The sequence below is a fragment of the [Enterobacter] lignolyticus SCF1 genome (assembly GCF_000164865.1).
Taxonomy (GTDB): Bacteria; Pseudomonadota; Gammaproteobacteria; order Enterobacterales; family Enterobacteriaceae; genus Enterobacter_B; species Enterobacter_B lignolyticus.
In genome coordinates, this window is the sequence record NC_014618.1 from 3879678 (window position 1) to 3905426 (window position 25749).

Here is a 25749-nt window from a genome sequence, read left to right on the forward strand (position 1 = left end):
TTCCTTATCTATCTAATACGTTGATTTATCTGGAACCTGTCCCATTGCATTTTCACAGGAAAACGCAATAAGACAGGTTCTGCGTTTAGTTGCCGCGCTCTAAAAACTGGCGCTTAAAAACCATAAGAACCGCTGATGCTAGTCCTTACGTTGCTGAAGTCGTCGCAGTGAACGGTCTCGACGACTTTGTTCACGGCTTCTGTCCAGCAAGATTTCCTCAATGAAGGCCAGGTGACGGTGCGACGCTTCACGCGCCTGCTCCGGCTCCCTTGCCATTATCGCCTCGAAAATACGAGTACGATGGTTGCTGACCAGCGGAAGCATCTCCCGACGGGCATACAACAATTCAAAATTCTGGCGAACGTTCTGGGCCAGCATGGGTTCCATGCAGCGTAGCAGATGAAGCAGCACAACATTGTGCGCGGCTTCGGTGACGGCAATTTGATACTGGACGACGGCGCTGGATTCGGCGTCAAGGTCGCCGGACTGCTGGGCTTTTTCAATCGCCTGATGCAGTTCGCTAATCCGCACACGGTCTTCTTCCGTGCTGCGCAGCGCTGCGTAATAGGCGGCAATGCCTTCCAGCGCGTGACGGGTCTCCAGCAGATCAAACTGGGATTCAGGGTGGTCGGAGAGCAGCTCCACCAGCGGGTCGCTAAAGCTCTGCCACAGGCTACTTTGCACAAACGTACCGCCGCCCTGGCGACGTAGCAGCAGGCCCTTTGCTTCGAGACGTTGAATCGCCTCACGCAGGGAGGGACGGGAAACGTCGAACTGCTTTGCCAGTTCGCGTTCAGGTGGAAGTTTTTCGCCGGGGCGCAGTGTCCCCTCAAGGATCAAAAACTCCAGCTGCTGCTCAATCACATCGGATAGTTTTGGTTGGCGGATTTTGCTGTAGGCCATTATTCCCTGTCTCTGCCATTAGCCCGGAGTCAATTGGTCTTACCAATTTAAAGTTCGTGACGCTAAAGTAACAAAGTATTCACCTTCTGTCCATACAGGTTTTGATTGAAATCAGGAAACCACGCACATTTTAACAACCTTACAGAAATGACGTTTCAGAAATGTAACTTTGCGAAAATGTCACATTTACCACCAAAGGGGTACATTTAACCTTAATTAAACGAGGGATTTTGCAATCTGAAGCGATTCAACAACGCAAAATATGAATTTTCATTCAACGACTTCGCATTTATGACGCATAACTGAATGAGGAGGTATGCAGGACGCGGCTTTACATTTGGTTTCTTTTTAGGCAACCCGTCATCATCCCTTCATAAAGCAGGTGCATTCGGGCGCACTTATCACTATTCTCCACCCTACGGAAGAGCCAAGAACAACTTTCGCCTCTCTCTACCGTAAACAAAAAAATACAGAAAACGGAATTTCTTAATTACACGCACACAACAACAGTGCATACAAAATAATCACTCACGAGGTTTCATGATGGAAGGTCAACAGCATGGCGATCAGCTAAAGCGCGGCCTTAAAAACCGCCATATTCAGCTGATTGCGCTGGGTGGTGCTATCGGAACAGGTTTGTTTCTGGGCAGCGCATCCGTTATCCAATCCGCAGGCCCGGGGATAATCCTCGGCTATGCTATCGCAGGGTTTATTGCTTTTCTGATCATGCGTCAGTTAGGCGAAATGGTCGTGGAAGAGCCGGTTGCAGGCTCCTTTAGCCACTTTGCGTACAAATACTGGGGCAGCTTCGCCGGTTTTGCCTCCGGCTGGAACTACTGGGTTCTGTACGTGCTGGTCGCGATGGCGGAGCTGACCGCGGTCGGTAAATACATCCAGTTCTGGTACCCGGAAATCCCGACCTGGGCTTCCGCTGCGGCCTTCTTCGTCATCATCAACGCCATCAACCTGACCAACGTGAAAGTGTTCGGTGAAATGGAGTTCTGGTTTGCCATCATCAAAGTGATCGCCGTCGTGGCGATGATCCTGTTCGGCGGCTGGCTGCTGTTTAGCGGCAACGGCGGCCCGCAGGCGACCGTGCGCAACCTGTGGGAACAAGGCGGCTTCCTGCCTCACGGCATGAGCGGGCTGGTGATGATGATGGCGATTATCATGTTCTCTTTCGGCGGGCTGGAGCTGGTCGGCATCACCGCTGCAGAAGCCGATAACCCGGAAAAGAGCATCCCGAAAGCCACTAACCAGGTGATTTACCGTATCCTGATTTTCTATGTGGGCTCCCTGGCGGTGCTGCTTTCTCTGCTGCCGTGGACGCGCGTGACGGCGGATACCAGCCCGTTCGTGCTGATTTTCCATGAGCTGGGCGATACCTTCGTCGCCAATGCCCTGAACATCGTGGTGCTGACCGCCGCGCTCTCCGTCTACAACAGCTGCGTTTACTGCAACAGCCGCATGCTGTTTGGCCTGGCGCAGCAGGGCAACGCGCCAAAAGCGCTGCTGAACGTCGACAAACGCGGCGTGCCGGTGAACACCATTCTGGTCTCCGCCGTCGTTACCGCGCTGTGCGTGCTGATTAACTATCTGGCGCCCGAATCCGCGTTCGGCCTGCTGATGGCGCTGGTCGTCTCCGCATTGGTGATCAACTGGGCGATGATCAGCCTCGCGCACATGAAATTCCGCCGCGCTAAGCAGCAGCAGGGCGTCGCTCCGCGCTTCCCGGCGCTGCTCTACCCGCTTGGCAACTGGATCTGCCTGCTGTTCATGGCAGCCGTGCTGGTCATCATGCTGATAACCCCAGGGATGGCGATTTCCGTGTACCTGATCCCGGTGTGGGTAGCCATACTCGGCGTCGGCTACCTGTTCAAACAGAAAAGCGGAAATGCGGTAAAAGCGCATTAATCGCCCGTCGCCAGCATAAAAAACGGGATGCCGCGACCGGCATCCCGACTGCAAAGAAAAAATTCAGAAATACGGACGCTGGCTCAGACCAGCGTGCCGTAAATTGTCAGCAGCGCCATCACCACCACCACCACGAAGGACGTTTTCTTCGCCAGCGATACCGCCGCTTTCGGCGTCTCCAGCTTATTGACGTGCGGCTCGCGGGCAAGTGAGAACTGCGCCAGCTGCGTCAGTACCTGATACTGGGAGCTGTGGCGATCGCCAAGCGAAGCAAACCAGGCCGGCAGCGCTTTTTCGCCATGGCCTATCAGGGCATACACCACGCCGACCAGCCGCACCGGGACCCAGTCCAGAATATGTAAAATCGCGTCCACGCCCGACTCCTGGCGATGCCGTGGCGTCTGGTAGCGCGCAAGCCACGTCTGCCAGGCGCGCAAAAACGCGTATCCCATCAGCGTTACCGGCCCCCACGGGCCGCCGACCACGAACCAGAACAACGGCGCGAGGTAAAAACGGTAGTTGATCCACAGCAGCGCATTCTGCAGCTCGCGCAGGTACTCGCGCTCATCGCAGCCCGGCGGCACGCCGTGGATAAGCGTCAGCTCGCTGGCCATGGCCTCGCGCGCACGGCTGTCGTCGCGCGAGGCGGCCATCAGGTACGCGTGGTAGTGGATGCGCACCTTACCCGCGCCGATGCACAGCAGACCAATCAGGATCCAGACCACCATCAGCGGAACGTTAAACAGCACGCCGTGCAGGACGCGCTGGAGCAAAAAGACGACAACCATCGCCACCAGGGTCATCAGCACGGTGGCGGAAATGGAATAGTGCTTCATCCGGCGAAACAGCACCTCCAGCCGGTGATCGAGCTGCCAGTGCTCTCCCAGCTTGAACAAGCGTTCGGCGATAAGCACCAGCAGTGTCGTAAACAGCGTCATGTTGTCTCCTTATCTGACGAACCGGCGACCAGTGAACGAAAACGCGGCCAGTCAAAAGCCGGGCCGGGATCCGTTTTTCGCTCGGGGGCAATATCGCTGTGCCCCGTGATATGGTCAGCCATCGCCGGGTAAACCGTCGTAAGCAGCCGGGTTAAGGCTGCCAGTTGCTGATACTGCGCATCGGTATAAGCCAGCGTGTCGGTGCCTTCCAGCTCGATACCGATAGAGAAATCATTACAGCGCTCACGCCCGTCGTAGCAGGAAACGCCCGCGTGCCAGGCGCGCTTGTCAAAAGGAACATACTGGACGACTTCACCGTCTCGACGAATCAGGCAATGGGCCGAAACCCGCAGATGCGCAATCTCAGCAAAAAAGGGATGTGCGTCGGGGTCTATCGTGCCGGTAAATAATGCGTCAATCCAGGGGCCGCCGAATTCGCCGGGCGGCAGGCTGATATTGTGAACCACCAGCAACGAGGGGGTTTCTCCCTCCGGGCGGCCATCGTGATGCGGCGACGGAACCCGACGCGCGCCCACCAGCCATCCGCTTTCTAACTGCATGCTGGATCTCCTTTTGCATGGCCTTATGTATGGTGCTGATACCTGGTTCAGAGTAGCATGTTTATATCTTCTGATTCCTTACCATTTGGAGTTTTATCATGCCGCCTCGCCGCTACAACCCCGACCACCGACGTGACGCGCTGCTGGAACGTATTAACCTTGATATCCCCGCCGCTGTCGCCCACGCCCTGCGCGAAGATCTCGGTGGCGAAGTCGATGCCAATAACGATATTACCGCCCAGTTGTTGCCTGCCGACACTCGCTCTCACGCGGTCGTGATTACTCGCGAAGACGGCGTATTTTGCGGTAAACGCTGGGTAGAGGAAGTTTTTGTCCAGCTGGCAGGCGATGATGTCGCTGTCACCTGGCACGTAGAAGATGGCGATGCTATCGTCGCCAACCAGCCGCTGTTCGAGCTTGATGGCCCGTCCCGCGTACTGCTGACCGGCGAGCGCACCGCCTTAAACTTCGTGCAGACGCTTTCCGGCGTGGCAAGCGAAGTGCGTCGCTATGTCGAGCTGCTCGCCGGTACGCAAACCCAGCTGCTGGATACCCGCAAAACCCTGCCGGGGCTGCGTACCGCGCTGAAATATGCGGTGCTCTGCGGCGGCGGCGCAAACCATCGGCTGGGGCTGTCGGACGCATTTTTGATTAAAGAAAACCACATTATCGCCTCCGGTTCGGTGCGCAACGCTATCGAAAAAGCGTTCTGGATCCACCCAGATGTGCCGGTCGAAGTCGAAGTGGAAACCCTCAAGGAGCTGGAAGAAGCGCTGAAGGCCGGGGCGGATATCATCATGCTCGACAACTTCGAAACCGACCAGATGCGCGAAGCGGTGAAAATCACCAACGGCCAGGCGCAGCTGGAGGTGTCCGGCAACGTCACGTTTGACACCATCCGCGAATTCGCCGAAACCGGCGTGGACTACATTTCCGTCGGCGCGCTGACCAAACACGTGCGCGCGCTGGATCTCTCCATGCGCTTTAAATAGCACCGTAGCGGAAGGGGATTTGCGATCCCCTTCCCTGTTTCTCGCAACCTCTTTGCAACCGGGCAAAAAGCCCTGAACCCCGTTCGACAATCCTCATTTTGCCGCTCGTACGCCATTTCCTCGCCTGTCACAGTGCTCCCGTCATAACAGGAGCCAGACGATGAACAGACAACATGGATTTACCCTGATCGAACTGATGGTGGTGATCGGCATCATCGCCATCCTGAGCGCCATCGGTATTCCGGCCTACCAGAACTATCTGCGTAAAGCCGCGCTGACCGACATGCTGCAAACCTTTATGCCCTACCGCACGGCGATTGAGCTGTGCGCGCTCGACCACGGCGGCCTCAGCGCCTGCGACGGCGGCAGCAACGGTATTCCCTCCCCCACCACCAGCCGCTACGTCTCGGCGATGCAGGTCGCTCAGGGCAACGTCAGCTTAAGCGGTCAGGAAAGCCTCAACGGACTGACGGTCAACCTGACGGCGCTCTGGGATAACGCCGACGGCATCACCGGCTGGCGTCGCGTTTGCGACATCGCCAACGACAGCGCCCTGAAGCAGGCCTGCGAAGATGTTTTCCGCTTCGAGGCTCCCTGAGAGAACGCCGATGAAACAGAACTCGCTCATGGCCCTGTGCCAGCGGCATCACGCGGTGCTATTAGCCAGCGACGAGCAGATGCTCAGTATCGCGGTCGTCGGCAACCCCTCGCCGGAACTGATGCAGGCGCTGCGCTTTGCCACGCAGAAGCGGATCGATATCGAATGCTGGGATCGGCAAAAAATGGAGCAGCACCGGTCACGTGAGGCGCAAACGCACCTGCCCGCCGCGCGTGAAGAGAACGATAGCGTCGTCGACGTGCTCAACCAGGCCCTGCAGCGGGCGCTGCAGCAGCGCGCGTCGGATATCCATTTTGAACCCACCGAGGATAACCTTCGGGTCCGGTTACGCATCGACGGCGTGCTGCATCCCTATTCCGAGCTGCCCGCCGCGATGAGCGCGTCGCTGGTGGCGCGTCTGAAGGTGCTCGGCGGTCTGGATATTGCAGAACGGCGGCTGCCGCAGGACGGGCAGTTTTCAGTTGAACTTAGCGATAGCACGACCTCTTTTCGCATTGCCACACTCCCCTGCCGTCATGGAGAAAAAGTCGTACTGCGTCTGCTCCAGCAGGCTGCGCAAACGCTTAATCTTTCTACCCTCGGCATGACGCCAGAGCAGCTCGGCGCATTTAACAACGCGTTACGCCAGCCGCAGGGGCTGATGCTGGTCACCGGGCCGACCGGCAGCGGGAAAACCGTCACGCTTTACAGCGCGCTGCAGGCGCGCAACACGCCCGAGGTGAATATCTGCAGCGTCGAAGATCCCATTGAGATCCCGCTGGCGGGCGTTAACCAGACGCAGATTAACCCGCGAAGTGGCCTGAACTTTCAGAGCGTTTTGCGCGCGCTGCTGCGCCAGGACCCAGATATCGTCATGGTCGGCGAAATTCGCGATGCAGAGACGGCGGAAATCGCCCTGAACGCCGCTCAGACCGGGCATCTGGTGCTGTCAACGCTGCACACCAACTCCACTTGCGAAACGCTGGTGCGCTTACAGCAAATGGGCGTAGCGCGCTGGATAACCTCCTCGGCGCTGCTGCTGGTTGTCGCCCAGCGTCTGGTGCGCCGACTCTGCCCGCACTGCCGCCAGCAAAACGGCAGCCACGCCGCGCTGCCGCGCGCGCTGTGGCCCAGAGCGCTGCCCAGGTGGCGAACCGCTGGCTGCCCGCGCTGCTATGGCGGCTATCTTGGCCGCATTGCGCTTTTTGAAGTCCTCGTGATAACCGACGATATCCGCCAGCTTATCGCCAGCGGCGTCGATGCCGGAACCCTCGCGCGCATGGCCAGACAGACCAATATGATGACCCTGTTTGAACATGGCTGCCTGGCCGTGGAACGCGGCGAAACCAGCCAGGAAGAGCTGCTGCGGGTGTTGGGTATTCCGCATGGCGAATAAAAAACTGTGGCGCTGGCGCGGTGTTTCACCGCAGGGCCAGCCGATGCATGGCGCCCTCTGGAGCACCGACAAAGCGCTTGCGATGCAGGACATCCAGCGCGAGGGAATTATTCCGCTAAGCCTGAAACGCGACGCCGTGAAGGCCTCGCTGTGGCGGTCGCAGCACTGCAGCGACCTTATGCAGCAGCTGGCGACCCTGCTACAGGCGGGGCTGACGCTTTCCGAAGGGCTCACGCTGCTGTCAGAGCAGCACCCCAGCGCGCAGTGGCAGGCTCTGCTGCAGGATATGGCGGTACGGTTGGCGCAGGGCAGCCCCTTATCCGAAGCGATGAGCGAATGGCCCGAGGTCTTCCCCCCGCTTTATCCGGCAACCATCCGCGCCGGGGAGATGACCGGCAGGCTGGAACACTGCTGCTTTCACCTTGCCAGACAGCAGCAGGCCCAGCAGCGCCTGGCACAGAAAGTGGCGAAAGCGCTGCGCTATCCGCTGGTGGTTATTCTGCTCGCCGTCGCGGTGATTATCGGCATGTGCGGCTTTGTCCTCCCTGAATTTGCCCAGATATACCGCACCTTCAATACGCCCCTGCCGACGCTGACGCGTATGGTGATGGCGCTATCGGTATGGGTCGAGCGCGCCTTCCCTTTGCTGGCGGGGCTTATCCTCTCCCCGTTGCTGCTGCGCCCGCTGATGCGGCGTTCCGGCAGATGGCCATGGTGGAAAGCCGCTATCCTGCGAAGAATACCTGTTCTCGCAGCGCTACGCCGCGGGCAGATGCTCAGCCACATTTTTATGGTGCTGGCTTTAAGCCAGCGCGCCGGAGTGCCTTTTCTGCAGGGGCTGGAGAGCGTCGAAACTACGCTCAGTTGTCCGTGGTGGCGGCACGTCATCCGCCAGATTCACGATGCGGTCGCTCAGGGGAAGCCGATATGGCAGGCGTTTGAAGATAGCGGCGCGTTTACGCCGCTTTGCCGACAGCTTATTCGCACCGGGGAGACCTCCGGCGCGCTGGATGCGATGCTGGAAAACCTGGCGCACTACTACGACGAACAGACCCACCACCTGGCGGATAATCTGGCGGCGCTGCTGGAGCCGGTGCTGCTGGCCGTCACAGGGGGTATTATCGGTACGCTGGTAGTGGCAATGTATCTGCCGGTTTTTCATCTGGGGGATGCCATCAGCGGCGCGGGGATGGGGTGAGGCAGAAAGGAAACGCTGGCGTGACGGGCACGCCAGCACATCGGTTACAGGCTGTTGAACACGCGGTTCTCTTGTTCCTGCACGCGAATAAAGGTCGTACGCTTGGTCAGCTCCTTCAGGCGGGAAGCCCCAACGTAGGTACAGGCTGAACGCAGGCCGCCGAGGATATCGCGGGCAGTATTTTCCACCGGGCCACGCAGCGGCAGCTTCACGGTTTTACCTTCCGCCGCACGGTACTGCGCTACGCCGCCTACGTGACGGTTCATCGCCGACTCGGAGCTCATGCCGTAGAACAGCATGAATTTTTCGCCGTTTTCCTCAACAACGCTGCCGCCGCTCTCTTCGTGACCGGCCAGCATTCCGCCCAGCATCACGAAATCTGCGCCGCCGCCGAAGGCTTTAGCCACGTCGCCCGGCATGGTGCAACCGCCGTCGCTGACGATCTGCCCGCCAAGGCCGTGCGCCGCGTCGGCGCATTCAATCACCGCGGACAGCTGCGGATAGCCAACGCCGGTTTTGACGCGGGTGGTACAAACGGAGCCCGGGCCGATGCCGACTTTAACAATATCGGCGCCTGCCAGAATCAGCTCTTCGCACATTTCGCCGGTGACAACGTTACCCGCACAGATGGTTTTATTCGGCCATGCTTCGCGCGCTTTTGACAAAAACTGCACAAAGTGTTCGGAGTAGCCATTTGCCACATCAATGCACACAAAGTTCAGCGCCGGATGCAGGTTCAGGATCTGCTTTGTTTTTTCGAAATCCGCGTCAGACGTACCGGTAGAAACCATCACGTATTTCAATACCGCGTCAGATTCACGCTGAACGAACGCGCTCCATTCATCAACGGTATAATGTTTATGCACAGCGGTGAGGATCTCGAAAGAGGCCAGCGCGACCGCCATTGCAAACGTTCCGACGGTGTCCATGTTCGCGGCGATAATCGGCACGCCAGACCATGTCTGAGCGGAGTGTTTAAAGGTGTACTCGCGTTCCAGCTCAACATCGGAACGGCTTTTAAGGGTAGAGCGCTTGGGGCGGATAAGAACGTCTTTAAAACCTAATTTCAGATCTTCTTCAATACGCATGTGCGGATTCCTGGGGTTATAGGCAAAAATGTTAAAAGCACAACTCCAGTGACGTTATCATACGCACTAATCATCCCGCCGCAAGACTGCGATTTTCACTTTTTTTACGCTACAATCGTACAAATTTACCTGGTGAATAGTGAATTCCACGTTTTTCACTACAGGCTTTATTTGTCTTATTTTTAACCAATTGATTTTTAATACTAATAATCTCAGGATCGGTGGTATGGGCTATACGGTAGCGTTAACAGGCGGCATCGGCAGCGGCAAAAGCACCGTCGCCAGCGCGTTTGCACATCTGGGAATTACCGTTATCGATGCCGATATGATTGCCCGTCAGGTGGTCGAACCAGGCACACCCGCGCTGGAGGCTATCGTCGAACGCTACGGCGCGCAGATGCTTCAGGCGGACGGGTCGCTCAACCGCCGGCTGCTGCGGGAAACGATTTTTTCCCATCCCACTGAGAAATCCTGGCTAAATTCGCTTCTCCATCCGCTTATCCAGGCGGAAACGCAGCGCCAGATGACGCAGGCCGCCTCACCCTACGTGCTGTGGGTTGTGCCCCTGCTGGTGGAGAATCGCCTCTGGCAAAAAGCTGACCGCGTGCTGGTAGTTGACGTTTCCCGCGAAACGCAGCTCCGGCGCACCGTGCAGCGCGATAATGTGACAAAAGAGCACGCCGAACAGATCCTTGCGGCCCAGGCAACGCGCGATGCGCGACTCGCCGTGGCTGACGATGTTATTGATAACAACGGTACACCAGATGCCATTGCATCGGATGTTGCCCACCTGCACACCAGATACCTGAAGCTGGCGGCGCAGGCCGATTCACAGGAAAAACCGTAATGCACACCCACATCCTCTTCGAACACCCTCTTAATGAAAAGATGCGTACCTGGCTGCGTATTGAATTTCTGGTGCAGCAGTTAAACAGCAATCTGCCGATTGTTGATCATGCCAGCGCGCTGCATTTTTTTCGCAACGTCGGGGACTTACTGGATGTGTTCGAACGCGGCGAAGTGCGCACCGAATTACTGAAAGAGCTTGAGCGCCAGCAGCGTAAACTGCAGCAGTGGAGCGAAGTGCCGGGCGTCGATCAGCACCGCATCGACGCCCTGCGCCAGCAGCTGAAGGCCAGCGGCAGCGTGCTGATGACCGCGCCGCGCGTCGGCCAGGTGCTGCGTGAAGATAGGCTGATTGGCCTGGTGCGCCAGCGCCTGAGCATTCCCGGCGGCTGCTGCAGCTTCGACCTGCCGACGCTGCATATCTGGCTGCACTCCCCGCAGTCGACGCGCGATGCGCAGGTGGCCCGCTGGCTGGAAAGCCTGCAGCCGATGAACCAGGCGCTGAATCTGATCCTCGATTTAGTGCGCAACTCGGCGCCTTTCCGCAAACAGACCAGCCTGAACGGCTTTTTCCAGGATAACGGCGAAGACGCCGACCTGCTGCGCCTGCAGCTGGCGCTGGATGCGCAGCTGTATCCGCAGATCTCCGGACATAAAAGCCGCTTCGCCATCCGCTTTTTACCGCTGGACAGCGAAAACGGCATCGTGCCCGATCGTCTGGACTTCGAACTGGCCTGCTGTTAAGGAGCGATGATGAACGACGAGACGACCGTAAATTGCCCTACCTGCGGCAAAACCGTGATTTGGGGGGAGCAGAGCCCGTTTCGCCCCTTCTGCTCCAAACGCTGCCAGCTTATCGACCTTGGCGAATGGGCCGCAGAAGAAAAAAGGATCCCAAGCAGCGGAGATCTCTCGGATAGCGACGGCTGGAGCGAGGAAGAACGTTAGGCCTGGGCGATTAGCTTCGCGATAACCGGCTCGTTAGCGGGAGGAAACGCTGCCGCTAACAGCTCGCCCTGCGCCACCCAGCGCCCCGGCTGTCCTTCTTTGCCCCAGGGATCGCCCAGCCACTCTTCCACCAGCCAGAACCACAGCGTGATGTGCCGGTCCGGAAACTGGTATTCCAGTTTGTCGAACAGCACCGCGTTGCGCGCCACAATGCCGACCTCTTCCTGGAGCTCACGCACCATCGCCTGCTCGGCCGATTCGCCGTCCTCGATCTTACCGCCCGGGAACTCCCACTTGTTGGCCATATGGGCATCGGCAGCACGCTGGGTAATGAAGATCTCCCCCTGCGCATTACGGATAATACCCGTTGAGATATGCAGTATTTTCATTGTCTTATATCCATAAAAAAGGCGCAGTCACCTGCGCCTTCGTTTTTATTCAGTCCCTTAGCTCAAACGGCCATGGCACTGTTTATATTTTTTACCTGAACCGCACGGGCACGGATCGTTACGTCCCACTTTGCGATCGCCGGTCTGCGCCGCCAGCATTTCAGCCGCAGCGGTATCGTCATCCTGATGGCTGAGCTGCTGCATCTGAGTCAGGCGCTCGGCCTCCTCACGACGCTGCTGCTCCATCGCTTCAACTTCTTCCGGCAGGCGCACCTGCACCTTGCTCAGGGTGCTGATGACCTCATACTTCAGCGACTCCAGCATGGCGGCAAACATGGAGAAGGACTCGCGCTTGTACTCCTGCTTCGGATCCTTCTGCGCGTAACCGCGCAGGTGAATACCCTGACGCAGATAGTCCATCGCCGCGAGGTGCTCTTTCCACAGGGAATCCAGCGTCTGCAGCATCACGCCTTTTTCGAAGTGGCGCATCATCTCGGTGCCAACCACTTCCTCTTTACGCTGATACACTTCGATGGCGCTCTGCAGAATACGCTCACGCAGGGTCTCTTCGTGCAGCTCTGGCTCTTTATCCAGCCATTCGGAAATCGGCAATTCGAGGTCGAAATCGTTTTTCAGACGCTCCTGCAGGCCCGGAATATCCCACATTTCTTCCAGCGACTGCGGCGGAATATGCGCATCGATGGTCGCCTTGAAGACGTCTTCACGGATGCTGGCAATAGTTTCGCTCACGTCCGACACGTCCAGCAGTTCGTTACGCTGGGTGTAGATAGCGCGACGCTGATCGTTCGCCACATCGTCATACTCAAGCAGCTGCTTACGGATATCGAAGTTGCGGCTTTCCACTTTACGCTGTGCGTTGGCGATCGCTTTGGTCACCCACGGGTGCTCAATCGCTTCGCCCGGCTTCATCCCCAGCTTACGCATCATGCCCGACACGCGGTCAGAGGCAAAGATACGCATCAGGGCATCTTCCATCGACAGGTAGAAGCGGGAAGAACCGGCATCGCCCTGACGACCGGAACGGCCGCGCAGCTGGTTGTCGATACGACGGGATTCGTGACGCTCGGTGCCAACGATGTGCAGACCGCCCGCCGCCAGAACGGCTTCGTGACGAACCTGCCAGTCGGCCTTGATCTTCGCAATCTGCTCGCTGGTCGGGTTTTCGAGCTGGGCGATTTCCGCCTGCCAGCTGCCGCCCAGCACGATGTCCGTACCACGACCCGCCATGTTGGTAGCGATGGTCACGGTTGCCGGGTAGCCCGCCTGAGCGACGATATCCGCTTCGCTGGCGTGGAACTTGGCGTTCAGTACGTTGTGCTTGATACCGGCTTTGGTCAGCTCGCGGGACACTACTTCGGATTTCTCGATGGAGATTGTCCCCACCAGCACCGGCTGCCCGTTGGCGGTACGCTCTTTAATGTCTTCGATGATCGCCTGGATTTTTTCTGCTTCGGTCATATAGACCAGATCCGGCATATCCTTACGGATCATCGGACGGTTGGTCGGCACCACAACGGTATCCAGCTTATAAATAGAGCTGAATTCAAACGCTTCGGTATCCGCAGTACCGGTCATCCCCGCCAGCTTCTCGTACAGACGGAAGTAGTTCTGGAAGGTGATAGACGCCAGCGTCTGGTTTTCATTCTGGATTTCCACGCCTTCTTTGGCTTCCACCGCCTGATGCAGACCATCAGACCAGCGGCGGCCCTGCATGGTACGGCCGGTGTGCTCATCGACGATAATGACTTCGCCGTCTTTGACAATGTAGTCCACATCACGGGTGAACAGCGCATGCGCGCGCAGCGCCGCGGTCACGTGGTGCATAAGCATGATGTTCGCCGGAGAGTACAGTGACTCGCCCTCGTCCATGATGCCTTCATTGACCAGCAGCTCTTCCACCAGCACCAGACCACGCTCGGTGAGGTTCACCTGACGCGCTTTTTCATCTACGGAGAAGTGCCCTTCGCCCTGGAAGGTATCGGAGTCTTCTTTCTCCTGACGGATCAGATGCGGAATAATTTTGTTTACCTGGCGGTACATCTCAGAGCTGTCTTCCGCCGGGCCGGAGATGATAAGCGGCGTACGCGCTTCATCGATAAGGATGGAGTCGACCTCATCCACCAGCGCATAGTGCAGCTTACGCTGTACGCGCTCTTCCGGGCTGAACGCCATGTTGTCGCGCAGATAGTCGAAGCCGTATTCGTTGTTGGTGCCGTAGGTGATGTCGGCGGCATAGGCTTCACGCTTGGCTGGCGCCGGCATTCCCGGCAGGTTGATACCGACGGACATGCCGAGGAATTCAAACAGCGGGCGGTTGTTTTCGGCGTCGCGCTGGGCCAGATAGTCGTTGACGGTCACCACGTGAACGCCTTTGCCGGACAGGGCGTTAACGTAAGCCGGCAGCGTTGCGGTCAGGGTTTTACCTTCACCGGTACGCATTTCGGCGATGCAGCGGTCGTTGAGCACCATGCCCCCGAGCAGCTGGACGTCAAAGTGACGCATACCGAATACGCGCTTACTGGCCTCACGGACCACCGCGAACGCTTCCGGGATCAGGCTTTCAACGGTCTCGCCTTTCTCGAGGCGCGCGCGAAACTCGGCGGTTTTTGCCTTCAGCTCATCATCGGAGAGTTTTTCCATCTCCGGTTCCATGGCATTGATAACGCCGACAACTTTACGCATACGACGCAGCGTACGATCGTTACGGCTGCCGAAAACTTTAGTTAATAATTTGATTAGCATAATAAAATCTCAAACGCCCCGCGCTGCGGAGTCTTAGTTATTCGTTAGATTCAGGTGTCGTTTAGCTAAGACGTTGAGGTCCGGCGCGGATGCCCTGCACCTGGCTAATCCAGCGGCCGACGCAGAACGGCGCCCGGGCATCAGGTGCGGAAGCCATGGCCACCGAGCGCACGATGGCGGGCGGCTGGCTTTCCCGCATCAGCAGCGCGCTGAGCGTGTCGAGCAGAGCAAGGTGGTGCACCTGCAGCGGTGCGGCAGCCTGCGCTGAAGGTTTTGCCTGCGGCGCCATGGCGAAAGAGAGATGACGTATGACCGTACGGATGGCGTGCTGATGCCAGTAGTCGACGGTAAACGTTGGCCGACGGTTGGTTTCCAGCAGCGCCAGCTGCGAGAAGTTAACCTTCGCCGGGGTCGAATGGTTACTGGCCGCTTTGGTCGGCGGAACCGACCCGGTGCTGCCGCCGAGCGCAGGCAAGCCGAACCCCGCCGCGACCATCCCCAACAGGAGATGCGGCCAGAAGTATCGTCTGCCAAACTGTCGCCAACGCGTCAGTATTCCACTCACGTCACTTACACCCCGGGTTAAACCAACCAGTAAGAATTTTTTAGCGCCCAAATCTTATCACTAATGCCGCTATCCGGCAGCAGGAATGACGAAATACCAAGGGGAAAAGTGCTCAACAAAACAACAAACGCGCTAATGACTTAGCGATCGCAGGGGAAAAGAAACGACGGGAGGGCTAAAAAAGAAAAAACGACTGGTTTCCTGGTCGGAGAGAGTACCAGGTTACCAGTCGAATTTACGCGATGGTCAGGCTTACGCCAGAACCATTGATGGTGCTTTGAATGCCAGCGGCAGTTCGGCGTCGTCTTCGAAGGTCACAAACTCCCAGGCTTCCTGCTTAGCAAGAACCGCCTGAAGCAGCTTGTTATTCAGCGCGTGGCCGGATTTGTACGCCGTAAATGCGCCGATGATATTGTGACCACACATAAACAGGTCACCGATCGCATCGAGCATTTTGTGACGCACGAATTCGTCTTCGAAACGCAGACCGTCTTCGTTCAATACGCGATAATCGTCAACAACGATGGCACAATCGAAGCTGCCGCCCAGGGCCAGGCCGCGGGACTGCAGATATTCGATATCACGCATGAAGCCGAAGGTACGTGCACGGCTAATCTGGCGCATGAACGCATCCGCGGAGAAATTCAGCTTATAGCGCTGGTTGCTGCTATCAATGGCCGGATGGTTAAAATCGATGGTGAAATCCAGCGAAAAACCATTGTACGGCTTGAATTCAGCCCACTTGTCGCCGTCCTGAACGCGGACCGTGTCTTTAATACGCACAAATTTCTTCGCGCAGTTCAGTTCATCGATGCCGGCATCCAGCAACAGATAAACAAACGGCGCGGCGCTGCCGTCCATGATCGGGATTTCAGGCGCATCGACTTCAATAACAATGTTGTCGATACCCAAACCCGCCAGCGCAGCATTCAAGTGCTCAACTGTTGAAATCCGTACGTCATGCTCATTAACCAGGCAAGTACAGAGCATGGTATCACGCACAGATTTGGCATCTGCCGGAAAATCTACCGGTGGATTCAAGTCGGTGCGACGATAGATGACCCCGGTATTTGCCGGCGCAGGGCGCAGCGTCAGCGTGACCTTCTTGCCGGTATGTAAACCGACGCCAGTCGCCTGAACGATACGTTTAAGAGTCCTTTGTTTGATCATCGTATAATCTCGCCAAATTACCTATCCAACCGAAGTGTACTATACACCTGGCGGGCCAGTTTAGCACAAAGAGCGCCGATTCCCAAATTCCAGCGTATTCTTAGTCCGCCTGCTTGCGCAGGAACGCCGGGATATCCAGATAATCAGGTTCTTTAGTGGTTTGCGGCGTATTGTCGTTAACCACTTTGGCTACTGTTTTTTGTTCCTGTGACAGCGGCGCCATACCGTGCTGCTGATAGCGATCCATCACCGGCTGCTGCTGTTGCTTATTGGTCACCAGCGTAATTTCCGGACGTTTGTCCATGCCGATACCGGTCGCAACGACCGTTACGCGCAGTTCGTCGTTCATCTCTGGATCCAGAGAGGTACCGATAACCACGGTCGCGTTGTCAGAGGCAAACGCGCGGATAGTGTTACCCACGGTTTCAAACTCGTCCAGACGCAGGTCGAAGCCCGCCGTGATGTTGACCAGTACGCCGCGCGCGCCGGACAGATCGATATCTTCCAGCAGCGGAGAAGAAATAGCCATTTCAGCCGCTTCTTCCGCACGGTCTTCACCGCTGGCCACGCCGGAACCCATCATTGCATAGCCCATTTCGGACATCACGGTACGTACGTCCGCAAAGTCGACGTTCATCAGGCCCGGACGGGTAATCAGTTCGGCAATACCCTGCACCGCGCCTTTCAGCACGTCGTTCGCCGCGCCGAACGCGTCGAGCAGAGAAATGCCGCGACCCAGCACTTTCAGCAGCTTGTCGTTTGGAATGGTGATCAGAGAGTCCACGTGTTTGGACAGCTCGGCGATACCCTGCTCCGCAAACGCCATACGCTTTTTGCCTTCAAAGTTGAAAGGCTTAGTCACGACGGCCACGGTCAGAATACCTAAATCTTTTGCTACTTCAGCCACAACCGGGGCTGCGCCAGTACCGGTACCACCGCCCATACCGGCGGCGATGAACACCATGTCGGCGCCGTCAAGGGCTGCGCGCAGCGCCTCGCGATCTTCGTCGGCTGCATTACGGCCAACTTCCGGGTTTGCGCCCGCGCCCAGACCTTTGGTAATACCGCTACCGATCTGAATGGTCTGGCCAACCGCAGTCTTACGCAACGCCTGGGCGTCGGTGTTCACTGCGAAGAATTCAACACCTTCGATGCGCTCGCGCACCATGTGTTCAACGGCATTACCGCCGCCGCCACCGACGCCGATGACTTTAATCACCGCGTCGTTGGTCAGTTCCATAGGTTCAAACATAGTTTCTCTCCGTTTTGTGCCTGTCGCCTGAGAACGCGAATTGTCGGCGTTCTCTTAAAAAAATTAAAACTCTTTTCGCAGCCAGGTATTAATTCGCTTAATCCATGAACTCACTGCGACGCGCTTTTCCACTTCAGCCTCACCACTCAGATGGGATTCTTTCCCGTAGTGAAGCAGGCCCACCGCCGTCGAGTAATACGGCTCCTGGGCATAATCCGTCAGGCCGGTGATGTTCAGCGGCGCGCCGATGCGCACCTGCGTGTGGAACACCCGCTGCGCACAGGCCGCCAGGCCCTCAATTTGCGCCGCGCCACCGGTTAATACAATCCCCGCCGCCAGGTGATGCTTCACCCCCTGCTGACGAAGCTGTTCCTGTAACTGTAAAATTTCCTCGTTAACGAGGTTCAGCAGCTCGGTGTAACGCGGCTCAATCACTTCCGCCAGCGTCTGACGCTGCAGACTGCGCGGCGGACGCCCGCCCACGCTCGGCACCTCTACGCTCTCGTCTTTGCCGACGATAGAGCCCAGCGCGCAGCCGTGACGCACCTTAATCGCTTCCGCGTCGCTCGGCGGCGTGCCGAAGGCATACGCGATATCGCTGGTCACCACGTTCCCGGCATAAGGGATAACTTTGGTGTGACGCAGCGCGCCGCCGGTATACACGGCGATATCCATTGTACCACCGCCGATATCCACCACGCAGACACCCAGCTCACGTTCGTCTTCCGTTAATACGGAATAGCTGGACGCCAGCCCGGCGAAAATAAGTTGGTCAACTTTCAGACCACAACGTTCCACCGCTTTAACAATGTTTTTCGCCATATCGTTATGGCAGGTGATCAGGTGCACCTTCGCCTGCATACGAACACCCGACAGACCGACCGGATTTTTAATCCCTTCCTGGTAGTCAATCGCATATTCCTGCGGGATCACGTGCAGAACACGATGCTCGTCGCGCACGCGTACGGACTTCGCCGTATGCACCACGTTTTCGACATCTTCCTGCGTCACTTCTTCTTCGGAAATCGGCACCATGCCGATTTCATTCTGACAGCTTATGTGCTTACCGGAAAGCGCCAGATATACGGAGGAGATCTGGCAATCCGCCATCAGTTCGGCCTGGTCGATGGCGCGCTGTACGCACTTCACCACGGACTCCAGGTCGTTCACCCCGCCTTTGTCCATACCCCGGGACGGGCAGCTGCCCACGCCGATGATATTCACCATTCCGTCGGGCAGAACTTCCCCTACCAAAGCGGCTACCTTCGCGGTACCAATTTCCAGTCCTACTACCAGTTTTCTGTCCGTCGCCTTGATCATTGTTGCTCTGCCTGTGCCTGATTCTGTTGTTGATGTGTATCCTCTACGGGAGCCGGAGCTGGCTGCCAACCCACCGCTGCGCCTGAGTCATATCGCAAATCAACATAGCTAATCCGTTTGCCATCGGTTTGCGCCTGCTGCTGAAGAACCGGGTAGAGTTCTAAAAAGCGCTCAAGGCGTTTCATCGTATCGCCGCGTCCCAGGTTGAGCTTAATGTCATTGCTCAACGTTAACTGCCAGGAGCGGCGTGCGGTCATCGCCGCCACTTTCAACGAAAACTTCCCTTTAGCCAGTACCTGCCCCATGTCGCGATATCCCTGAAGCACTTCGTTTTCACTGCCTTCAGGACCGTACAGCATGGGTAAATTCTGCTTACTGGCGCGATCCGCCGGTACGCTGAACGCATTGCCGTCGGCATCGACCATGTGCTGATCATTCCAACGCGCAATGGGCACATATTCAACCAGATGAATCTTCAATTCGTCCGGCCACTGCTTGCGAACGCTCGCCTGCTTAATCCACGGCAAACGCTCGATCTGACTCTGGATAATATTGACGTCCTGAGTCATAAACGTTCCTGGCGAACCCAGCGCCAGTATGGTCTGGCGGATATCATCGTTGCGCGTATAGTGACGTTCGCCCGTCACCACCAGTTTTGATATCGGCAATCGCTGAGCATCTTCCATCCAGCCGAGCACCACCCAGCCGCTCATCAACACGGTGCATAATACCGCCAGCAGGAACACAATCCCTGCAAGACGTGCTCCATTATTACGTCGCGAAGAGGAGATCTCTTCTTCACGATTCCGCGTATTCAGCGCTGCCTGCGACATATCAACCCGCCAGGTCCAGAATGCGAACCACCAGCTGCGAGAAGCTCATGCCCGCCTGACGCGCCGCCATCGGCACCAGGCTGTGGCTGGTCATACCCGGAGAGGTATTCGCTTCCAGCAGATACAACTGACCGTCTTCGTCCTGCATGACGTCAATACGCCCCCAGCCTGAACACCCAAGAATATTCCAGGCTTTCAGCACCAGCGCTTTCATTTCTTCTTCACGCTGCGGATCTTCACAACCAGGGCAGAAATATTTCGTCTCGTCAGAGAGATACTTCGCCTCATAATCATAGAAGGTTCCGGCAGGTTGGATGCGAATTGACGGCAAAATTTCTTCGCCAACCACGGCAACGGTAAATTCCGGTCCGCTTAACCATTTTTCTATCAGAACTTCGTCATCGTGCTGAAATGCCAGCGCTAACGCCGCATCGAGCGCACGACTTTCGCTGACCTTCGACATACCGACGCTGGAACCTTCGCGGCTCGGCTTGACGATCAGCGGCAAACCCAGCGCCGCAATGCGCTGCGAATCCTCGGCTGACAGGCCCTGCGAGAACTGGGCGCGGGTCAGCGCCACCCACGGCGCCACGGGAAGCCCCGCCCCCTGCCACAGCAGCTTGCTGCGCAGCTTGTCCATAGAGATGGCGGACGCCATCACGCCGCTGCCGGTATAGGGAATGCCGGTAAGCTCCAGTAAACCCTGCAACGTTCCATCTTCACCGCCGCGGCCGTGAAGGGCAATAAACGCTTTCTTAAATCCCTTGCTTTTCAGAAGGGTGATATCTTCATCACGCGGATCAACGGCATAAGCATCAACGCCGGCTTCGCGTAAACCGGCCAGCACCGCCGCGCCGGAGTTGAGCGATACCTCGCGCTCCGCGGACGTCCCGCCAAGCAGGACGGCGATTTTATCAGCCATGGCGATCATCCTCCTGCCCCTGCGGTCTAAGTTTGATTTCAGCCAGGTTACGCGCGATTTTGCCGATATTCCCCGCCCCCTGAACCAAAATCAGATCGTTTCCGGTCAGAACAGGGGCCAGCATTTCCGCCACCTGCGCCGGATCGGAGACCAGAATCGGGTCAACTTTACCGCGGCCGCGAATTGTGCGGCACAGCGAGCGGCTGTCGGCGCCCGGGATCGGCGCTTCGCCCGCCGGGTAGACATCCAGCATCAGTAGCGCATCGACCTGCGTCAACACGTTAGCGAAATCGTCGTACAGATCGCGCGTACGGGTAAAGCGGTGCGGCTGGAACAGCATGACCAGATTCTTATCCGGCCAGCCGGCACGGGCGGCTTTAATGGTCGCATCCACTTCCGTGGGGTGATGGCCGTAGTCGTCGACCAGCATGGCGCTGCCGCTTTTACCGTTCACCTCCTGCAGCGGGAATTCGCCGAGGAAATCAAAGCGGCGACCGGTGCCCTGGAAGCTTGCCAGCGCGCGCAGGATAGACTCATCGTCAATCCCCTCTTCCGTGGCCACCGCAACCGCCGCCGCCGCGTTGAGCGCATTGTGGCGCCCCGGCGCGTTCAGAACGACGTTCAGCACCGCTTTGTCCTGGCGAATCAGGGTGAAATGCCCCTGCGCGCCGATTTGGCTGTAGTCTTCAACGCGCACGTCGGCGTCGTCGCTAAAGCCGTAGGTGGTGATTTGACGCCCTACGCGCGGCAGCAGCTCGCGGATCACTGGATCGTCCACGCACATTACCGCACGGCCATAAAACGGCAGGTTGTGCAGAAAATTAATAAAGGTCTGCTTTAAATTTTCGAAGTCGCCCTGGTAAGTATCCATATGGTCGGCTTCGATATTGGTCACAATAGCCACCATCGGCTGCAGGTGCAGGAACGACGCATCGCTTTCGTCCGCTTCCGCAATCAGGTAGCGGCTGTTGCCCAGACGCGCGTGCACGCCTGCGGCTTTCACCAGACCGCCGTTCACGAAGGTCGGGTCGAGCCCGGCTTCCGCATAAATACTTGCCACCATCGCAGTGGTGGTGGTTTTGCCGTGGGTTCCGGCAATCGCAATGCCGTGACGAAAACGCATCAGCTCCGCCAGCATCTCCGCACGGCGAATCACCGGAATACGCGCCTCATGCGCCGCAACGATTTCCGGGTTTTCCGCCGAAATCGCGCTCGACACCACCACCACGCTCGCATCACGAACGTTTTCCGGGCGATGGTTGAAATAAATCGTCGCGCCCAGCGCGGAAAGCTGCTGAGTCACCGGGTTCGGCGCTAAATCCGAACCGCTGATCTGATACCCTTCGTTGGCCAACACTTCGGCAATACCGCCCATGCCGGCACCGCCGATGCCAACAAAGTGGATGTGCCGGACGCGACGCATCTCGGGCACAATGGAACGCAGTTTTGCCAGTTGTTGTGTATTCATCTTCTAAACGCCATCGACTACTTCAAAAATTCATGCAACGCCAAACGAGCGCCGCGATCATCAAGCCTGGGCTGCCAGGCTCACTTCGTTTGCCACCCGCTCCGTGGCGTCCGGGATGGCGGCGGCGCGAGCGCGTTCAGCCATCTCCAGTAAGGTATTTCTGTCCCAGCTCTCAAGCGTGCTGGCAACCGCGTCGGCGGTGAACTGCGGTTGTTCAAAAATCTTCGCTGCACCCGCTTGCTCCAGCGGCAGCGCGTTCCAGTACTGCTGACGGTCCTTATGCTGGAACGGCACAAAAACGGCTGGCAAACCGGCGGCGGCAATTTCACTGACCGTCAGCGCGCCCGAGCGGCAAACCACGACGTCAGCCCAGGCGTAGGCCGCGGCCATATCGTCAATAAATTCCGTCACTTTGTGCTGCGGCTGGCCCGCTTCGGCGTAAGCCTGCTGCACCGCCTGTTCCGCGCCCTTCCCGCTCTGATGCCAGATAGTCACGCTGTCGCCGAGCTTAGCGGCCACCAGCGGCATCGTCTGATTAAGCACGCGCGCGCCCTGCGAACCGCCGACCACCAGCACGCGCTTCGGGCCTTCGCGCCCCGACAGACGCTGCTGCGGCAGCGGCAGCGCCAGCACATCGACGCGTACCGGGTTGCCCACGACCTCGGCATTGGGAAACGCGCCGGGAAACGCCTGCATCACCGTCGTGGCGATTTTCGCCAGCCACTTGTTGGTCAATCCGGCAATCCCGTTCTGCTCATGGAGCACTACCGGGATCCCCAGCGACCAGGCCGCCAGGCCGCCCGGGCCGGAGACATAGCCGCCCATGCCCAGCACCACGTCCGGCTGATAGCGTTTCATAATCGCCCGCGCCTGACGCCAGGCGTTGAAGATACGAACCGGCGCCAGCGCCAGCGCCTTCAGCCCTTTGCCGCGCAAACCGGAAATGCGGATAAAATCAATCTCAATGCCGTGCTTCGGCACCAGGTCTGCTTCCATACGATCGGCGGTGCCGAGCCAGCGCACCTGCCAGCCCTGCTCCATCAGATGATGCGCAACCGCCAGCCCCGGGAACACGTGTCCGCCGGTACCGCCAGCCATCACCATCAACCGCTTCACCTGACCACTCATCGCACACCCCGTGTAAACGCCTGAGCTTTCTCCAGACGCGTTTCATAATCAATACGTAACAGCAGCATAATGGCCGTCGACATAATCAGCAGACTGGAGCCGCCGTAGCTGATAAGCGGCAGCGTCAGACCTTTTGTCGGCAGCATCCCCGCCGCCGCGCCGACGTTAACCAGCGCCTGGAAGCTAAACCAGACGCCGATGGCGCAGGCCAGAAAACCGGAAAAACGCTGGTCAAGTTCCAGCGCCTTGCGGCCAATGGACATGGCGCGGAAAGCGACGAAGAATACCATTAAAAGCGCCAGCACCACACCGATATAACCTAACTCCTCCGCGATAATCGCGAAGATGAAGTCAGTGTGCGCTTCCGGCAGGTATTCCAGCTTTTGCACCGAATTGCCGAGCCCCTGGCCCCACATTTCGCCGCGGCCGAACGCCATCAGCGACTGGGTCAGCTGATAGCCGCTGCCAAACGGATCTTCCCACGGGTTCCAGAATGACGTTACGCGGCGAATACGGTACGGCTCCGCAAGGATAAGCAGAACAACCGCCGAGATCCCCATGCCGATGATCGCGATGAACTGCCACAGCTTGGCGCCCGCCAGAAACAGCATCGCCAGCGTCGTGACGAACAGCACCACCACGGTCCCGAGGTCCGGCTGCGCCAGCAGCAGGATCGCCAGCACAAAGATAACGCCCATCGGCTTTAAGAAGCCGCGCAGGTTGTTGCGCACCTCATCAGCCTTACGCACCAGATAGTTGGCGATGTAGCAAAACAGCGACAGCTTGGTAAATTCCGCAGGCTGAATACGCAGCGGCCCCAGCGCTATCCAGCGCGACGCGCCGTTAACCGAACTGCCGACGACCAGGACGATAAGCAGCATGCCGATAGAGGCGATTAGCATGGCCGTACTGTGGCGCTGCCAGAACTCCATCGGCAGGCGCAGCGTGATGAGCCCCAGAAGAAACGCGAGGATGATATACAGACCGTCACGCTTGGCGAACAGGAACGGGTCGTTGGCCAGACGCTGCCCAACGGGCATCGACGCCGACGTCACCATAATGAAGCCAACCGCCGCCAGGCCAAGCGTCAGCCACAGCAGGGTGCGATCGTACATCACCAGGCTGTCGTTATCTTTCGGCCTGGACCCCATCACCCAGCCTTTTAATGCCGAAAACAGCCAGACCAGGATCCCCGATCCCGGCAGGTGCGGCATTCTCAGGCGAGGGAGAGATAAACGCATCAGCCTAACTCCTTCGCCAGACGGGTAAAGATATCCCCGCGCTGCTCAAAATTCTTGAACTGATCGAGGCTGGCGCAGGCCGGAGAGAGCAACACCATATCCCCCGGCTTCACCTGCGGCGCAATAAGACGCATCGCCTGCTCCATGGTCTCCGTCAGCGTGGAGACCTCCGGACGCAGCGCCGCCAGCTCATCGCCGTCGCGGCCAAAGCAGTACAGGCGAATGTTATCTCCCGTCAGGTAGCGCTTCAGCGGCGCAAAATCGGCGGATTTTCCGTCGCCGCCGAGCAGCAGCCAAAGGGTGCCGTCGACGTGCAGACCGTTCAGCGCCGCCTCCGTACTGCCGACGTTGGTGGCCTTCGAATCGTTAATCCAGCGTACGCCGTTATGCTCCAGCGCCAGCTGGAAACGGTGCGCCAGGCCGCCAAACGTGGTCAACGCCTTCAGGCTGCTGGCCCGCGGCAGCCCCGCGGCATCCGCCAGCGCCAGCGCCGCCAGCGCGTTGGTATAGTTATGCTGACCGCTGAGCTTCATCTCTTTCACGTTCAGCACTTTTTCACCTTTCACCCGCAGCCAGGTCTCGCCCTGCTGGCGGTTGAGGTGGTAATCGCCCATATTGATGCCAAAGCTGATGCAGCGCTCATCGGCGCCGCGCACCGGCATCGTCAGCGCGTCATCGGCGTTCACCACGCAGACTTTAGCGTTCTCATACACGCGCAGTTTTGCCGCGCGGTACTGCTGCAGGCCCAGCGGATAGCGATCCATATGATCTTCAGTAACGTTGAGGATCGTCGCGGCCGCCGCCTGCAGACTGGAGGTGGTCTCCAGCTGGAAGCTTGAAAGTTCAAGCACGTACAGCTCGCGGGAAACGTCCAGCAGCATCAGCGCCGGTAACCCGATATTGCCGCCGACGCCGACGTTAACGCCCGCCGCTTTCGCCATCTCGCCGACCAGCGTTGTGACGGTGCTTTTACCGTTTGAGCCGGTAATCGCTACAACAGGCGCCTGCGCTTCACGGCAGAACAGCTCGATGTCGCCAACGATTTCCACGCCGGCATCCGCCGCCGCGCTTAACGACGGATGCGACAGGGCGATACCAGGGCTTGCCACGATCAGGTCCGCCGCCAGCAGCCAGTCGTCATTCAGACCGCTGACGTAGCGCTCGACCTGCTCCGGCAGCTTATCCAGACCCGGCGGCGTCGCACGGGTATCCATCACGCGCGGGGTAACGCCCTGCGCCAGAAAGAAATTAACGCAGGAAAGACCGGTCAGTCCAAGACCGACGATGACCACATTTTTGCCCTGGTAATCTGCCATG

24 protein-coding genes are annotated in these 25749 nt (G+C 58.0%); 8 read left to right on the forward strand and 16 right to left on the reverse strand.

From position 1 onward, the window contains the following. Positions 1-138: 138 nt before the first annotated feature. Positions 139-903 carry a pyruvate dehydrogenase complex transcriptional repressor PdhR gene (gene pdhR / locus ENTCL_RS18055; protein ID WP_013367580.1) on the reverse strand — a complete coding sequence of 255 codons (765 nt, stop codon included), beginning with the start codon at positions 901-903 and terminating at the stop codon, positions 139-141. 540 nt (positions 904-1443) lie between these two features. Between pdhR and aroP the strand changes: the two genes are divergently transcribed. Beyond that, the gene (gene aroP, locus ENTCL_RS18060) at positions 1444-2817 is read left to right on the forward strand and encodes an aromatic amino acid transporter AroP (RefSeq protein WP_157865560.1); all 1374 of its coding nucleotides are present in this window, start codon (positions 1444-1446) and stop codon (positions 2815-2817) included. Between the two features lie 83 nt (positions 2818-2900). Here the strand turns inward: aroP and ampE are convergent, their stop codons facing one another. Both ampE and ampD read right to left on the reverse strand, forming a co-directional pair. Beyond that, positions 2901-3755, reverse strand: a complete 855-nt coding sequence (ampE, locus tag ENTCL_RS18065; RefSeq protein ID WP_013367582.1) for a beta-lactamase regulator AmpE — start codon at positions 3753-3755, stop codon at positions 2901-2903. Next, on the reverse strand, positions 3752-4315 hold the full coding sequence (gene ampD, locus ENTCL_RS18070) for a 1,6-anhydro-N-acetylmuramyl-L-alanine amidase AmpD (RefSeq protein ID WP_013367583.1): 564 nt from the start codon (positions 4313-4315) through the stop codon (positions 3752-3754). Before ampD ends, ampE begins: the two co-directional genes overlap by 4 nt. A 98-nt stretch (positions 4316-4413) precedes the next feature. Here ampD and nadC point away from each other — a divergent pair, with 98 nt between their 5' ends. From nadC to hofC, 4 genes are all read left to right on the forward strand, one after another. After that, positions 4414-5307: a carboxylating nicotinate-nucleotide diphosphorylase gene (nadC, locus tag ENTCL_RS18075; protein WP_013367584.1), complete on the forward strand. Its 894-nt coding sequence runs from the start codon at positions 4414-4416 to the stop codon at positions 5305-5307. Between the two features lie 160 nt (positions 5308-5467). After that, on the forward strand, positions 5468-5905 hold the full coding sequence (gene ppdD / locus ENTCL_RS18080; protein ID WP_013367585.1) for a prepilin peptidase-dependent pilin: 438 nt from the start codon (positions 5468-5470) through the stop codon (positions 5903-5905). Positions 5906-5915: 10 nt separating this feature from the next. Beyond that, positions 5916-7301, forward strand: a complete 1386-nt coding sequence (gene gspE, locus ENTCL_RS18085; protein WP_013367586.1) for a type II secretion system protein GspE — start codon at positions 5916-5918, stop codon at positions 7299-7301. Continuing rightward, positions 7291-8499 carry a protein transport protein HofC gene (gene hofC, locus ENTCL_RS18090; RefSeq protein ID WP_044612004.1) on the forward strand — a complete coding sequence of 403 codons (1209 nt, stop codon included), beginning with the start codon at positions 7291-7293 and terminating at the stop codon, positions 8497-8499. The genes gspE and hofC overlap by 11 nt, the downstream gene beginning before the upstream one ends. A 44-nt stretch (positions 8500-8543) precedes the next feature. On the opposite strand, the gene ENTCL_RS18095 is transcribed toward hofC, so the two are convergent. Further along, positions 8544-9587, reverse strand: a complete 1044-nt coding sequence (locus ENTCL_RS18095) for a GMP reductase (protein WP_013367588.1) — start codon at positions 9585-9587, stop codon at positions 8544-8546. 226 nt (positions 9588-9813) lie between these two features. Here ENTCL_RS18095 and coaE point away from each other — a divergent pair, with 226 nt between their 5' ends. Genes coaE through yacG form a run of 3 tightly spaced genes read left to right on the forward strand, consistent with a single transcriptional unit; the run spans position 9814 to position 11381 of the window. Then, positions 9814-10434, forward strand: coding sequence for a dephospho-CoA kinase (gene coaE / locus ENTCL_RS18100; protein ID WP_013367589.1), 621 nt, complete (start codon positions 9814-9816; stop codon positions 10432-10434). Continuing rightward, a complete protein-coding gene (gene zapD, locus ENTCL_RS18105) occupies positions 10434-11177 on the forward strand; it encodes a cell division protein ZapD (protein WP_013367590.1) in 744 nt (247 codons plus the stop codon). The genes coaE and zapD overlap by 1 nt, the downstream gene beginning before the upstream one ends. A 9-nt stretch (positions 11178-11186) precedes the next feature. Beyond that, positions 11187-11381 carry a DNA gyrase inhibitor YacG gene (gene yacG, locus ENTCL_RS18110; protein WP_013367591.1) on the forward strand — a complete coding sequence of 65 codons (195 nt, stop codon included), beginning with the start codon at positions 11187-11189 and terminating at the stop codon, positions 11379-11381. Here the strand turns inward: yacG and mutT are convergent. The 12 genes from mutT to murD all read right to left on the reverse strand — a co-directional run bounded on the left by mutT (position 11378) and on the right by murD (position 25748). Continuing rightward, positions 11378-11770, reverse strand: a complete 393-nt coding sequence (mutT, locus tag ENTCL_RS18115; RefSeq protein WP_013367592.1) for an 8-oxo-dGTP diphosphatase MutT — start codon at positions 11768-11770, stop codon at positions 11378-11380. The genes yacG and mutT overlap by 4 nt on opposite strands. 57 nt (positions 11771-11827) lie before the next feature. Further along, positions 11828-14533, reverse strand: coding sequence for a preprotein translocase subunit SecA (gene secA, locus ENTCL_RS18120; protein WP_013367593.1), 2706 nt, complete (start codon positions 14531-14533; stop codon positions 11828-11830). A gap of 61 nt (positions 14534-14594) precedes the next feature. Beyond that, on the reverse strand, positions 14595-15098 hold the full coding sequence (secM, locus tag ENTCL_RS18125; protein WP_013367594.1) for a secA translation cis-regulator SecM: 504 nt from the start codon (positions 15096-15098) through the stop codon (positions 14595-14597). A 252-nt stretch (positions 15099-15350) separates the two neighbouring features. Further along, positions 15351-16268: a UDP-3-O-acyl-N-acetylglucosamine deacetylase gene (gene lpxC, locus ENTCL_RS18130; protein WP_013367595.1), complete on the reverse strand. Its 918-nt coding sequence runs from the start codon at positions 16266-16268 to the stop codon at positions 15351-15353. A gap of 100 nt (positions 16269-16368) precedes the next feature. Next, on the reverse strand, positions 16369-17520 hold the full coding sequence (gene ftsZ / locus ENTCL_RS18135) for a cell division protein FtsZ (RefSeq protein ID WP_013367596.1): 1152 nt from the start codon (positions 17518-17520) through the stop codon (positions 16369-16371). Positions 17521-17583: 63 nt separating this feature from the next. Then, positions 17584-18840 carry a cell division protein FtsA gene (gene ftsA, locus ENTCL_RS18140; protein WP_013367597.1) on the reverse strand — a complete coding sequence of 419 codons (1257 nt, stop codon included), beginning with the start codon at positions 18838-18840 and terminating at the stop codon, positions 17584-17586. Beyond that, complete coding sequence (gene ftsQ, locus ENTCL_RS18145; protein ID WP_013367598.1) at positions 18837-19673, reverse strand: cell division protein FtsQ; 837 nt, start codon at positions 19671-19673, stop codon at positions 18837-18839. Before ftsQ ends, ftsA begins: the two co-directional genes overlap by 4 nt. A gap of 1 nt (position 19674) precedes the next feature. After that, a complete protein-coding gene (locus tag ENTCL_RS18150; protein WP_013367599.1) occupies positions 19675-20595 on the reverse strand; it encodes a D-alanine--D-alanine ligase in 921 nt (306 codons plus the stop codon). Then, positions 20588-22063 (reverse strand): UDP-N-acetylmuramate--L-alanine ligase, encoded by a 1476-nt coding sequence (murC, locus tag ENTCL_RS18155; RefSeq protein WP_013367600.1) that lies wholly within the window; start codon positions 22061-22063, stop codon positions 20588-20590. The genes ENTCL_RS18150 and murC overlap by 8 nt, the downstream gene beginning before the upstream one ends. 60 nt (positions 22064-22123) lie before the next feature. Further along, on the reverse strand, positions 22124-23191 hold the full coding sequence (gene murG / locus ENTCL_RS18160; RefSeq protein WP_013367601.1) for an undecaprenyldiphospho-muramoylpentapeptide beta-N-acetylglucosaminyltransferase: 1068 nt from the start codon (positions 23189-23191) through the stop codon (positions 22124-22126). Further along, entirely contained in the window at positions 23188-24432 is a 1245-nt protein-coding gene (gene ftsW, locus ENTCL_RS18165; protein WP_013367602.1) for a cell division protein FtsW, read from the reverse strand. The genes murG and ftsW overlap by 4 nt, the downstream gene beginning before the upstream one ends. Beyond that, entirely contained in the window at positions 24432-25748 is a 1317-nt protein-coding gene (gene murD, locus ENTCL_RS18170) for a UDP-N-acetylmuramoyl-L-alanine--D-glutamate ligase (RefSeq protein ID WP_013367603.1), read from the reverse strand. Before murD ends, ftsW begins: the two co-directional genes overlap by 1 nt. Position 25749: the final 1 nt, after the last annotated feature.